General features: G+C 64.9%; 15 protein-coding genes and 1 pseudogene. 4 read left to right on the top strand and 12 right to left on the bottom strand.

Annotation, left to right across the window (positions count from 1 at the left end; translation table 11 throughout):
• Window positions 1-41 precede the first annotated feature (41 nt).
• A protein-coding gene (locus OH768_RS53795; RefSeq protein WP_406448790.1) for an IS5 family transposase occupies window positions 42-859 on the bottom strand; the annotation gives its coding sequence in 2 pieces (ribosomal slippage) (window positions 42-517 and window positions 517-859; 819 coding nt in all).
• Window positions 860-910: 51 nt separating this feature from the next.
• Window positions 911-1727, bottom strand: a protein-coding gene (locus OH768_RS53790; protein WP_406464615.1) for an IS5 family transposase whose coding sequence is annotated in 2 segments (ribosomal slippage) — window positions 911-1378 and window positions 1380-1727 — 816 coding nt in all. Because the reading frame shifts where the segments join, the coding sequence is not laid out codon by codon here.
• Between the two features lie 99 nt (window positions 1728-1826).
• Between OH768_RS53790 and OH768_RS53785 the strand changes: the two genes are divergently transcribed.
• Window positions 1827-2261, top strand: a complete 435-nt coding sequence (locus tag OH768_RS53785; protein WP_406464614.1) for a DUF6228 family protein — start codon at window positions 1827-1829, stop codon at window positions 2259-2261.
• A 66-nt stretch (window positions 2262-2327) separates the two neighbouring features.
• Here OH768_RS53785 and OH768_RS53780 read toward each other — a convergent pair whose 3' ends face one another.
• The 7 genes from OH768_RS53780 to OH768_RS53750 all read right to left on the bottom strand — a co-directional run bounded on the left by OH768_RS53780 (window position 2328) and on the right by OH768_RS53750 (window position 6363).
• Window positions 2328-2855: a hypothetical protein gene (locus tag OH768_RS53780; RefSeq protein ID WP_406465013.1), complete on the bottom strand. Its 528-nt coding sequence runs from the start codon at window positions 2853-2855 to the stop codon at window positions 2328-2330.
• Between the two features lie 548 nt (window positions 2856-3403).
• Window positions 3404-3703: a tyrosine-type recombinase/integrase gene (locus OH768_RS53775; RefSeq protein ID WP_406465012.1), complete on the bottom strand. Its 300-nt coding sequence runs from the start codon at window positions 3701-3703 to the stop codon at window positions 3404-3406.
• Window positions 3700-4107, bottom strand: a complete 408-nt coding sequence (locus OH768_RS53770; RefSeq protein WP_406465011.1) for a hypothetical protein — start codon at window positions 4105-4107, stop codon at window positions 3700-3702. The genes OH768_RS53775 and OH768_RS53770 overlap by 4 nt, the downstream gene beginning before the upstream one ends.
• Window positions 4108-4229: 122 nt before the next feature.
• Entirely contained in the window at window positions 4230-4601 is a 372-nt protein-coding gene (locus tag OH768_RS53765; RefSeq protein WP_406465010.1) for a fic family toxin-antitoxin system, toxin component, read from the bottom strand.
• On the bottom strand, window positions 4598-4855 hold the full coding sequence (locus tag OH768_RS53760; RefSeq protein WP_406465008.1) for a hypothetical protein: 258 nt from the start codon (window positions 4853-4855) through the stop codon (window positions 4598-4600). Before OH768_RS53760 ends, OH768_RS53765 begins: the two co-directional genes overlap by 4 nt.
• A gap of 327 nt (window positions 4856-5182) precedes the next feature.
• Window positions 5183-5752: an ISAs1 family transposase gene (locus tag OH768_RS53755; RefSeq protein ID WP_406465007.1), complete on the bottom strand. Its 570-nt coding sequence runs from the start codon at window positions 5750-5752 to the stop codon at window positions 5183-5185.
• Window positions 5692-6363 carry a transposase family protein gene (locus tag OH768_RS53750; protein ID WP_406465005.1) on the bottom strand — a complete coding sequence of 224 codons (672 nt, stop codon included), beginning with the start codon at window positions 6361-6363 and terminating at the stop codon, window positions 5692-5694. The genes OH768_RS53755 and OH768_RS53750 overlap by 61 nt, the downstream gene beginning before the upstream one ends.
• Before the next feature lie 147 nt (window positions 6364-6510).
• On the opposite strand from OH768_RS53750, the gene OH768_RS53745 reads away from it, so the two are divergent.
• Window positions 6511-7638 carry a helix-turn-helix domain-containing protein gene (locus tag OH768_RS53745; RefSeq protein WP_406465003.1) on the top strand — a complete coding sequence of 376 codons (1128 nt, stop codon included), beginning with the start codon at window positions 6511-6513 and terminating at the stop codon, window positions 7636-7638.
• Between the two features lie 138 nt (window positions 7639-7776).
• Entirely contained in the window at window positions 7777-8139 is a 363-nt protein-coding gene (locus OH768_RS53740) for a peptidase inhibitor family I36 protein (protein ID WP_406465002.1), read from the top strand.
• 6 nt (window positions 8140-8145) lie between these two features.
• On the opposite strand, the pseudogene OH768_RS53735 reads toward OH768_RS53740, so the two are convergent.
• Window positions 8146-8300 (bottom strand): annotated as a pseudogene (locus tag OH768_RS53735) (IS5/IS1182 family transposase); the annotation flags it as partial.
• A 259-nt stretch (window positions 8301-8559) separates the two neighbouring features.
• On the opposite strand from OH768_RS53735, the gene OH768_RS53730 reads away from it, so the two are divergent.
• Window positions 8560-9855 (top strand): hypothetical protein, encoded by a 1296-nt coding sequence (locus OH768_RS53730; RefSeq protein WP_406465000.1) that lies wholly within the window; start codon window positions 8560-8562, stop codon window positions 9853-9855.
• A gap of 59 nt (window positions 9856-9914) precedes the next feature.
• Here OH768_RS53730 and OH768_RS53725 read toward each other — a convergent pair whose 3' ends face one another.
• Entirely contained in the window at window positions 9915-10373 is a 459-nt protein-coding gene (locus OH768_RS53725; protein ID WP_406464999.1) for a hypothetical protein, read from the bottom strand.
• Window positions 10374-10511: 138 nt separating this feature from the next.
• Complete coding sequence (locus tag OH768_RS53720; protein WP_406464997.1) at window positions 10512-11531, bottom strand: ISAs1 family transposase; 1020 nt, start codon at window positions 11529-11531, stop codon at window positions 10512-10514.
• Window positions 11532-11792: the final 261 nt, after the last annotated feature.

Below are 11792 nucleotides of genomic sequence, written 5' to 3'. Positions count from 1 at the left end.
CCTCTAACTGCCGTACTATCAAAATCCACTAAGACCGTGTCCTATGTGGTGAGGCGGACGTATCGCTTGTAGCAGCAGAGGGCGGCGGCAAGTCCGAGAAAGGCCAGGTAGTTGCGGGGATGACGTTCGTAGCGGGGGCTGAGCCTGCGGTAGCCGGACAGCCACGACATCGTGCGCTCGATCACCCACCTGCGGCGGCCCAATCGTTCGCTGGACTCGATTCCTTTGCGGGCGATGCGGACTCCAATGCGCTTGCCGCGTAACCATTTCCGCAGGTCCGGCCGGTCGTAGGCCTTGTCCGCGTGGAAGCGCTGGGGCTTGAAGTAGCGGCCGCGATCCGGGTCGTGTCTCGTTTGGTGACCCGCCACCATGGGCTTCAGACCCTCGCTGTCATGGGTGTTACCGGCGGAGACGCCGACGAGGAGGGGCAATCCGTTCGCGTCCGACAGAACGTGCATCTTGGAACCCGGCTTGCCCCGGTCCACGGGGCTCGGACCTGTGTGTTCGCCCCCTTTTTCGCCCTGACGTGGGCGGTGTCGAGGACGACGCGGGAGACATCGATGAGGCCGGCGTCGTCCAGGCGGTGCAGGACAGCTTCGTGCAGGCGGCCCCAGACACCGGCTCTGGACCAGATCAGGAATCGGCGGTGGACGGTCGACTTCGAGACACCGAAGCACGGCGGTAACGCTCGCCAGGCACACCCGCTGACCAGGACGTAGATGATGGCTGCGAACAGCGTCTCATCAGGCGTGCCCTGCGTCCCGCCGCCTTGCGGCCGCACTTTCGACGGCGGGATCAGCGGCTTCGCGATCTCCCACAGCCCGTCCGGAACAATCCAACTCCACGTACCCCGCCCCATGAACAGACCAACGTCCGCCTCACCACATAGGACACGGTCTAAGAGGTTGTCTCACGTGGTGAGTTTTGCGAGTTTCTTGTAGCAGGTGAGAGCTGCGGCGAGGCCCAGGAAGGCGAGGAAGTGGCTGCCCTTGCGTTCATAGCGAACGGTGAGACGGCGGTAACCGAACAACCAGGCGATCGACCTCTCGATCTTCCAGCGGTGTCGGCCGAGCCGCTCGCCGGACTCGATGCCCGGGCGCGCGATGCGCGGGATGAGTCCTTGGGAGCGAAGCCAGGCAAGGTGTTCGGCGGAGTAGTACGCCTTGTCGGCGCGGACCTTGACCGGTCGCCGTCGTCGTGGCCCGCGCCGGGAGCGTATGGCGGGGACGCCCAGGAGCAGCGGCTTGAACGCCTGGCTGTCATGCACGTTCGCACCGGACACTGCGACGGCCAGCGGGATGCCCTGCGCTTCGGACAGCACATGCAGCTTGCTGCCCTTCTTGCCGCGATCGACCGGGTTCGGCCCGGTCAGCGAGCCCCCTTTTCGCACGGACGGACGCGGCGTCGATGATCGCCGAGGTCCAGTCCAGCGCACCTCTGGCACCGAGTTCGTCCAGGACCGCCCGGTGCAGCCGGCGCCACAGACCGGCCCTGGTCCACGCCGAGAACCGGCGATGCGCGGTGGCAGGCGAGGTGCCGAACGTCGGCGGCAGATACCGCCAGGCGCAACCGCTGGTCAGCACGTACACCACCGCCGTGAACACTTTCCGATCCGCCACCGGCACCGTCCCGCCACCCTGCTGTCTGGGCCGGAACGGTGGTATCAGTGGCGCGGCAATCTTCCACAGCCCATCGGGGACCAGGTCCCGCGCAAGATCCACAGCCATAGCGGACGATCATGCCCCACATGGGACCTGGGGCCCGTCCTCGGGGCAGTGCGGGAATAGCAGTTGGCGATCGAGCCCCACGACTTCTAACCTGCACAAATGACCGAAGACGGCCCTGCGGTACGCGTGGGAGACACCGGACCGCGACCGGTCCACCTGCTCTTCTCCGAGCTGGCGAGACCGTTCGAGGACGACCCCACACTCGACTTCGTCGTGAAAGCTCGCGGGCAATGGGTCAGTATCGAGACCCTGGTTCGGACGTGGGACGGCGACGGCCTCGACACCTTCCTCTCCTCACTGGCCGAGGATTTCCGCGGCTGGGAAGGTGCGCGCGCCTGGCGCTCTCTGGAACGCGACCTGACGATCTCGGCGGAACACCACTCGGGCGGCTACGTGCACCTGACGTGGGGCATCCACGATCGGCCTCCGTCCGAGGAGTGGCACTTCGAGACCACCACCGTGCACGCGGCCGGCGAGGAGATGCGAAACCTCGCCGCCGAGTTCCACACGTTTCTCACGAGCACGGTCGAGTAGCTGGGGCAACACCACGTGAGACAACCTCTAAGAATTTTGAAAGAGTCACACGCCTACGCCTGGTATTCACTCACTTGTGAGATCTACTGGCGGGAGTTGACCGGGCGAAGCGCTTGCCGGCGAGCGGCGACGGACAACCGCACGACGGAGCGGAGGCCGGGGCCGGTGGCCCCGGCCTCCGCTCACTGACGAACAGACGGTCTCAGCCGCGTGCCGCCGACTCCTGCTCGTCAGTGTCTCCTTGTACGCGAGATGTCCGACCGCCGAGTGGCCCTTGCTCAAGGTGCCGTTCAGTCCGCCCGCAAGGTCCCTCGACCTGCCGCGCAATTCGCTGAAGCGCTCGATCACCTCGACGAGCGGTTCGCCCCGGCAGCCGGTCATCAGACGTCCCCGGTCCTCGAGATCCCACGCGGAGGCTCGCAGGAGTTCGATGGCGGTCCGCAACTCTCCGGTGGTACGAGTGAGGTAGCTGAAGATGCGATACGCCTCCAGCGGGTACGTGATCCCGCGGTCCTGAAGGGCGGCGACGAGTTCGACGAGGGAGCGTGCCGCGCCTTCCCCAAGCTGCTCAAGGTTCTTGGTGTTCTCGCTCATGTGGATCCGGGTCTCCGTACGGGATGTGGTCAACGACGTTCGGTGAACTGGATGAGGGCGCGTACAGCCGGTATGCGGGACGGGCCGGCCAGCGCCTTGGCCCGGAGCGGAGGTCCGTACGACTGAGTGGGCGTCCACTTCAGCGCCGGGGTCCGCCGCGGCCGGGGCACGGACGCCGGCGAGATCCGCCAGGCCTCCCTGGCCGCGCACCACCAAGTCCAAGTGCTTGGGCCCGTAGTGCGTCCACAGCTCCAGTGCAGCCTCCAGGAGCGCTGCGCGGTCCTCGCGGAACATCCTCTCGACGGTGGTCGCCAGTCGGCGGTCGCGCTGTCAGACGCTCGCTCGGCGAGCATCCCGCCACTGCTCGCGCTTGCGGTGCCAGTAGACGAGATCCGCTCCCGACAACACGAACTCCTACCAGCTGTGGCAGTTCAGACCCCATGGACATGCGTCACCGTTGACGACGGGCTGGAAGGTGCAAAAGCCACCCTCGGCGGGTGTGGATCTGCGGGTGAGGTCGATAGCCAGGGCCTCGGCTTCCGCGCGTGTCAGCGGCTCACCGCCGCCAGGAGGACTCCCGGTTCGGCGGCTCCGGGGCCGCCGACCCAGACCGCCTCGAGAGCGGCGTTGAGCACGGGATCGGTGTTGGCGATGTGGACGTAGTGCTCGGCCATCGCCTCGGAGATCTGGCCGAGGTAGCGCTTGACGTGCGTCAGGTTCGCACCGGCCCGCAGCAGATTGGTGGCCAGCGTGTGGCGAGCCTGGTGGGGAACCGCCCCGCCGAGGTCGAGGCCCTTGACCCAGGTACTGAACTGCGTCGAAAACCATCCGTAGGAGACACCGTTCAAACCCCGCCTGTTGGAGGGCGCTCGAGGAAAGAGCGCCAGTTCCAGCCGGTCGGTGGCGGACGGCAGGCGGCCGTTGCGCTGGATGAAGCGGTCGATGGTCTTGGCCTGCCTAGACTCCAACTCTGGATGAGCCATTCGGAGATGCGGATGCCCTCGTCGAAGTTCCCGACCTTCGTCTGATCGTGCCAGAGCAACGGGATCTTCCCGTGCCGGTCGATACACTCCAGGCGGAGGTTGAATACCGCACTGCAGCGGCGGCCGGTGACAACGAGGGTCTCCCAGACATCCCGCAGCCCGCGGTCGTCGCAGTCCAGAGCCTCGAGGTCCGCGAGGTTCTGCGCAGAGGCCAGGGCCTTGGCGACGTCAGTACTGCCGGCCGCAAGAATGAACTCGTGGACACTCATTGCGCCGACATTCAGATCGTCGAGACCACGCCAGGGCAACTACCCGAACCGGCGGCGTGACTCCTGCCCCGGGGTACCGGCCGGCCGGCATAGCCTGAGGCGATCACCACCCGGTCCGGGACTCAGGGTTTCCAGGTCCGCAGGAAGGAGGCGATCCGGTTGGCGGTGCAGCGCGGGTTGTTCAGCTCATGGGCGAGCGCGGTGAGCTGTTCGCGGGTGGGGTTGACGGGGATATTGCTGGCCTCGAGATACATGACGGCGGCGGCACAGGCAACGGTGAGGTTGGAGCGCTCCAGCCAGCGGCAGCGGCCCAAGGTGTGTACGAGAGCGGCGGCGCGGGCGTAAGGGCCGTCGTAGACCGGGGTGTCGAGGAGTTCCCCGCGATGGCGAGCGACGGCGGCGATGGGCACGCCGTAGTCGTCAGGGGAAGGGTCGTGGTGCCCGGTCCGTTCCGCCACCTCGAGGATCCAGGATTCGTCCACGTGCAGGATCACGCGGCAGCGCCCGACTGCGGATCGGCGTACGGGGCGTCGAGTTGTTCTTCCAGATCGTCGAGGAAGCCGCCGTGCTCGTCAATGAGCCGTTGGGCAGCCGTCATACCGGCGGCGCGGGCCCCGGTGGTGTCCTCGACGATGAGCCGCTCCACGTACTTGTTGAAGTCCAGCCCACGGGCACGTGCTGCGGCTCTACCGGCCCCCAGCACGTCCTCTTCCAGCCTGACCTGCGTCTGCTTCTTCACGGAAGTCATACACGAATGGTAGCAGGGTGGTAGCAGGCGCTAGTACCGTGCCTCGAAACAGCGATTCAGGGAAAACCGGTCGGGCAGGACTCCTGTCCAGCGCAGCTCAGGCGCGGTCGATATCCGGACCTAACGGTGAGCGCCAGCACTGTCTACAGAATGCGTGGCTCCGGGGCGAGTACGGCCGACGTTTCAGTGACGAGCAGTTCGGGCTGAGCCAGATCTCCGAGAGCGTCGATGATGTTGAGAACGGCGAACTCTCGGCGATCCGCGCGATAGCGAGCAGCGGGCCGTGACCCAGGGCTTCGGCGTGGTTGCGCGACGTCCGGTTCGTGATCATCCCAGGCCTAGGAGTGCGCGGGGGCGGCGAGGGTCGCGGGCGTGGCGGCGGAGGCCGGCCGCGATGTTCTTCACTCCGGCCATGCGGAGGGCTCCGATCGCCAGGTTGCGCCAGGTAGCCATCGCGCGGGGCGCGTTGCCGGTCCGTAGTTGGGAGGCGTCCTCGGCAAAGGTGGTGTCGCGGACATGGTGCAGGACCTCGATCGTCCAGTGGCTGCGGACGAGTTCGGCGAGCTGGCCCGCGGTGACTTGCTCCGCCGTCAGGCTGGTGACGGCGGAGACCGTCTTGAGGGTGGTCCTGCTGGTCTTGCTGTCGGTGCGCCGGCGCTTGATCTGGACGGTCTGGCGGGCTCCGGGGAAGAGGAGGCTGTTCACGGTGGCGGCCTTGATCCGACGGATCTCGGAGCGGCCGTGGCCGATGCCCCGGGTACGTCCCTGCAGCGGGATGTCCTTCCAGGGAAGGGACTTGAGCTGTTGACGCAGCTTCTTCTGGTTGCCCTTGACGATCACGACGTAGTGGGCGCCCCGGCCGAGGGGGTAGTCGGCATGCTCACGTTGGGTGTGCATCGCGTCGCTGGTGACCACGGCCCGGCCAGGTTGGCGACGGTGTCCAGCAGCGGCTGGAAGCAGGCGATCTTGTTGGTCTTCTCGCCGACGTCCAGCTGAGCCAGGACCAGGCCGGTGACGTGCTCCAGTGCGGCGAGCAGGTGGATCTTGCGGCCCTTCTCCTTGGCCGCGCCGCGCAGGCTCTTGCCGTCCACCGCGAGTCCGCGCAGCCCGGTCGTTTTCGGGCGTCGGTCGGCGAGCCGGCGTCCGACTGCCCGGTCCGGCGCGTCGCCGTCGATGCGGGCCAGCAGTCGGCGGACCGTGGTCTCTGCGGGCCGGACCCGCCTGGGGAGAAGCGGGTCGGAGTCGACACCGACCTGTTCCAGAACGTATCCAGGGGCATCAGCGATCCATTCGCCGACCGCCGGCAGCGCGGTCGCACCGGCCAGCACCGCGCACGCGGTGAGAGCGAGCACGACGGCCAGGCGGTGGCGCACCCCACGCGGGTCACGCGGGTCCGGCACCCCGGCCGGCCGCTCCACCAGGCTCGGGACCTCCTCGGGTCCGACCTGCAGATTCTCGCGCAGTTGGTCGAGGGCAGGCGGGATCAGCGATGATGCGTCGGCAGGCACGGTCTTCCACTTGGATCACGGGGCGCAGAGAACTCCATGATCTTGGAAGCCGTGCCTGTCACGTTCCGAGAGCACTGCTGAGTCGGCGGTTCACCACGAACCGGGCGTCACGCGACTACGTCGAAGCCCTGGGCCGGATCCCGCTCGATGTGCGCGGTTTCAAGTCTTCGCTGCAATGCGACTCCCGGCCAATGTCCCCGCGCCGACGTTGGTGTTCAATCCTCGTGTGATGCCGCGCTCTGGGTCATGACGGAGCAGCATGGCCAGGGGAGGAAAACGATGTATGAGACGGTGCTCCGGACTGAGGACCTGCCCGCGGCGGACCGATTCGACGTCTGGCGTGAATATCTCATCAAGACCCATGTGCCTGTGGAGCTCGTGAGCGAGCACGCGTCCGACTTCCGCGTGACCGATCGCGTCCTGACCCTCGGGAGCGTGGCGGTCAGGTCGATGCATGCCCCACCGGTGACCGTACGGCGGACACGGAAGCTCGTCCGGCAGTCCGATCCCGAGGCGTACCTGGTCTCGCTCCTTTGCCAAGGCAGCATGGACGTCGTCCACCAGCAGGGCCGGACCGACTGCCGTGCGACGCACCACCCGTATGATCTCGTGCTCCTGAGCACGTCGTTGCCAAACGAGATGCGAGTCAGGACCGATGAGGGCAAGGCGAGCTTGACCGGGTTCTCGGTCCTCGTTCCCAAGGTCCTGCTGTCGGTGCCGACGGACAGCGTCGACAGGCTCCTCGCGCGGCGGATGCCCGGCGGCGAGGGAGCCATCGCCCTGCTCTTCGCGTTCATCACCCAGCTGACAAGGGACACCGCCTCATACGGACCGGCGGACGGTCCCAGGCTGGGGACCGTCGTCGTGGATCTGCTGTCGGCGGCCCTCGCCCAGGTACTGGAGATGGAGAACAGCCTCACTCCAGAGACCCGTCGGCGGACGCTGACGCTGACCATTGAGGCTTTCATCCAGCAGAACCTGCCCGACCCTCGGCTTGCGCCGGAAGTAGTGGCGGCTGCCCACCACATATCCGTGAGCTATCTGCACCGACTCTTCCAGGAACGGGGCATCTCGGTTGCCGCGTCGATCCGCCGCCGACGCCTTGAGCGCGTTTGCGCCGACCTGGCGGACCCCGCGATGGTCACCGTGCCCGTCCACGCCATCGCCTCCCAGTGGGGTTTCACCGACGGCGCCCACTTCAGTCGGACATTTCGCCGTGAATACGGAATGACACCGCTGGAGTATCGCAACAGGGAACGCCCGGGCATCGCGTAGACGCAATGGCGGGACATGTGTACACGCGTTGGCGATGACTCGCCCCTGGTCGGTCCGGCATCCTGACGAAGATCATGGGCGCTGCGAGATGCTGTCCGCGCATGGGACGACAGAGGAAAATCGAACTCGGGGGAAATTGTGATCCGCACCAAGGTATTTGGGTCCATTACGGCTGTGGCGATTGCAGTGACGGCTCTGACTTTCAATGCCTCTTCTGCAACGGCATCCAGTGTGTCACCTGCAGATTCGTCGTGCAGTAAGAGCAAGCGTGGAGCTTGCTTCTGGAGCCAGAAGAACTACAAAGGGGAAAAGGACAGCTACAGCACCGTTCTGAACAACTGTGTGCATCTTGACCACTTTACGGCCTACTCCGCCTGGAATGTCAGCAACTACAAGTTGACGGCTTACCGTAGTGGTGATTGCGACGGGACGAAGAAGTCGGTGGCGAAGGGAAAGAAGATCCCGAATTTCAGGATGGGATCTTTTAAGCTGACTCACTGAGCTTCTTCAGCGTTGCCGCTCCAGGGTAAGGATGGCCTTGGCGTTGACGTCATGCGGTTGGGGCTGCATCGGGATCTGCGGAAGATCTGCCAGGACTCCAGGCGTGCGACGCCGCGTTCGACCGGTGCCCGTGCCGCGGCCAGGGCCCGGCGTGTGTCCTTGTAGAGAGATCGCGATCTCAGCCAAAATCTGGAAGTGATCAAGCCAGAATCCCTGCCGCCCTTGTTGTGAAGATCCTGTGAGGGGTACCTGTGGTAAGGCCCGTGCCGGATGCACGTGTGCATATCAGGGGGCTTGGTGAGACGTCTTTTGCTGGACTCTCGGAATCGCACGAGAGTAATACTCACGGCGGCATTGTGTTTGCCATTGATAGTGCCGCTGAGCGTTGCACACGCAGACGGGGACACCGGCTCTCAGCGGGTGGAAACCTATGTACAGCCGGTAAACGCCGACGCCTTCACGCTGACTGAACTTCAGAGACCTGGCGGCCTTGAAAGGTTGCAGACGCTGCAGACCCCACAGGCATTGGCGGCTGTGCTTCCGCATGAGGTTTCTGGCCCAGCGAAATCTTTCGCGCCTCGGGCGGAGGAAGACTCAGCGCAGCCGTTGAGCGAGGACCGTTTGACATCCACTGCGGCTGCCACCGATGCCACTGCGGTCTCCCTGCCGGAGCCGGCACATACCATGACACTGCAGGAGTGTGTCGCGGGACTGGTGGGCAGTGAGTTCTATGTCAAGTCCAGGTATGCGGTCTGTTCCGGGCGTCAATTTGGGCAGGTGTGGATCAAGAATGGTACGCCGGTTGGGGAGAGTCACTTTGATGTAGTGGTCGTCGGTACGATCCCCAAGAACAGCCGGGAAATGACCGCGACGTACTACTACACCGATTTCACTATCGAGGGCAGCACTGATGCCCGGGACCTGGGCGTCACCACGAACGCGTCCGTATCCCATAGTTGGCCGTCCACCGCCCAATTCACCACAGGGGGCAATTCTCTGCCGGCTACCCGGAAGTGGGCTGAGCTGCTGGATGGAATCCCCGTCAAGCAAACACTCACCGCTCCGTCGGGGCAGCCCGGCACGGCGGGCTCGCTACGGCAGATCTCCGCTATCTACCAGCCCAACATCAAACTGGTGGCGCCGCCCGGTTGGGCATCGGACGCATTCACCGGCGGTGATATCTTCATGTTGCCGCCCCGTTGGGACGAAGCCAGCTACCTGAACGCATCAGCCGCTGGTGGTGCCGCAGTTTTCAGCGTCCTGGCGACCCTGAAATACAGCACCGCGGACGCTGCTCCAGAACATGAAGTCGCCAAGCATATCCAGAAAGCCTTCACAAAACCGACGCAGACTCAGCCACCCCTGGCCACGAAACGGCTAGCTGGCCAGAACGCGGACGAGCCCCTTACGCGTCTTTACACTGACACTGAACGCAGAGGCAGGAATCGCGTTCGAGCCGTCTACAACTGCGGAAAATTCTTCGGAGCTAACTATGCCGCTGGCGGCAAGGAATGCGATGAGTTTCCTTTCGCCACCACTTACCAGGGGGCTGCGGGGTCCGACTATGATCCTCTCCAAGATCCCCTGAACTTCAGCGTAATGGCCCTCGATGGCGAGAGTAATGGCGCAGCCGGAACTCTCCTCGGCCAGTTCTACACTTTGAATCGGATCATCGATGGACCCGATGACGGATTTATCGTAAAGATCACCTCGTGAAATATCGGTAACTGTATAGCGTGATGGGTCGGCCACGAACTCGTGGCCGACCCATCACGCTATTTCTGTGGCCAGAATTGCGCTGTGTACTGTTCCACGCCATCGGCCAGGCCGTGCATGCTCTGTTCGGCAACCTCGTTGCGCCCGGTACACATGACACGTACCCCCCATGTGCTCGGTCCGCCTACCAAGTCAATCTTGTCCGGCATCGGACCTCCGGCAACCGCCCAGGCCCGCAGTTTTCCCGAAGAGGTGAAGATTTCGGCTTCCGCTTCCTCCTCCCAGTCGCCAGGCGGAGTGGGAGGCTGGGCATCCCAGACTTCAATGGTGAGACGTGCCGTGTGCGTGTGTCCGGCGCTACTGAAGTCCAGACGCCCGGGATGAGTGCTCAGAAAACTATTACGCTGAAAATTACCGGGAAACGTGATGGGTACCTGCGTATCATCCCAGTCCTGAAGTGCCCAGCCGTGAAAATCCACCATTACCGGCACTTCCTGTCGCCGAACCAATCTAGGCACGCCAACTCCTCGCGTAGACATCGATAAAATCGATCATAAGTCTGTGGGTGTGACCTCAGGCTATGTGGGACGGGCAAGATCAGGTCAGTGAGCTTCACAGGGCGGTTTCAAACTCTTTTGATCTTGGATCGGTGCTGGTCAGTTGATGCCGAGGAGGTCCAGTGGGCGGTGGAACGGCTCGTAGGACATCTCGCGGAGGGCGGCGGCGATGTTCGTGTAGCCGACTGCTCGCAGCAGGTTGATGGCGAAGCTGCGCAGGGTGGCCATGTTCTCGGGGCCGTGCCCGGTCCGGATTCTGGAGGCGTCCTCGGCGAAGGTGGTGTCGCGGACGAAGTGCAGCCGGTTCTCGATGGTCCACTGCGAGCGGGCGATCGTCGCGAGGCGTTCGGGGGATGCCTGTCGGCTTGTCAGGTCGGTGATGACGTAGACGGTCTCGCGGGTGCGCTTGCCGGTCTTGCTGCTGGTGCGGTGCCGGGTGATCTTCGCGACCTGGGCGGCGTGCGGGAAGTCCACACCGAGACCGGTGACGGTCAGCGCCTGCACCACCCGGGTCTCCAGCCGCCCGTGGACTTCGGTGCGGTCGTAGAACTTCGCACTCGCCTTCGTCCAGGGCAGGGCGCGAAGCTGGTGGTGCAGGCCCTTCTGGTTGCCCTTGACGGTGAAGGCGTAGTGCGCCTGCTTGTCCTCGACGAGGAAACGGGTTTGGTCGCGCTGGGTGTGCAGGGCGTCGGCGGTGACGACCACGCCGGTCAGGTCGAAGGGGGCCAGCAGGGCGGCGAAGCAGGTGATTTCATTCGTCTTGGCCGGTACTCGCAGCTGGGTGACGGTCATGCCGGTGCCGGTGATCGCCGCGAGCAGATGCGCGGCCGGAGTGTCGCCATGGCGCGAGTCGCGGGCGCTCTTGCCGTCCACCGCGAGGGTGTCCGCCCCGGCCGGGTCACATCCCAGCAGGTCGGCCAGACCGCCGGGGCAGACCTGGTTGATGATCCGCCGGATCGTCGCCGTACTCGGCGCGAGACGGACGCCGAATACCGAGACGGTGCGGGCGCTGAGTCGGGCGAGGGCGGCCTGTGGGGCACCTCGCGCCCACTGCCCGATCGCCGCGAAGGACCGGGCACCGGCCACCACGGCCGAGCAGGCCACCAGCAGCACGCTCACGAACGGGTGACGCTTCCCCCGCCGGCAACGCGGATCCGCCAGCGTCCCAAGCCGCGTCGGCAAGCCGACGAGTCCGCGGTGCTGACGCGAAGGCGACTTGATCAGACAGACACTGGCAGACTGACGGCACATCGAAGCTCCGGTTGGACAGGGCGACTTGGGAAGGTCACCCCTTCAACTGGAGCTTCGTTGCATGCGTGACGGGTCACCGATACACCGCCGTACTGCCGTGACCTGCACAGATTTATGAGCATCAGGACT

It is taken from the genome of Streptomyces sp. NBC_01622 (assembly GCF_045209635.1).
GTDB lineage: Bacteria > Actinomycetota > Actinomycetes > Streptomycetales > Streptomycetaceae > Streptomyces.
The sequence above is the reverse complement of the archived record's forward strand: the minus strand, read 5'-3'. Positions and strand labels throughout refer to the sequence as shown.

Bases quoted from the DNA above. Each gene is read 5' to 3' on its own strand.
- OH768_RS53785 (WP_406464614.1), top strand. From the start codon at position 1,827: ATGACCGAAGACGGCCCTGCGGTACGCGTGGGAGACACCGGACCGCGA.
- OH768_RS53780 (WP_406465013.1), bottom strand. From the start codon at position 2,855: ATGAGCGAGAACACCAAGAACCTTGAGCAGCTTGGGGAAGGCGCGGCA.
- OH768_RS53770 (WP_406465011.1), bottom strand. From the start codon at position 4,107: ATGAGTGTCCACGAGTTCATTCTTGCGGCCGGCAGTACTGACGTCGCC.
- OH768_RS53760 (WP_406465008.1), bottom strand. From the start codon at position 4,855: ATGACTTCCGTGAAGAAGCAGACGCAGGTCAGGCTGGAAGAGGACGTG.
- OH768_RS53755 (WP_406465007.1), bottom strand. From the start codon at position 5,752: ATGCACACCCAACGTGAGCATGCCGACTACCCCCTCGGCCGGGGCGCC.
- OH768_RS53745 (WP_406465003.1), top strand. From the start codon at position 6,511: ATGTGCGCGGTTTCAAGTCTTCGCTGCAATGCGACTCCCGGCCAATGT.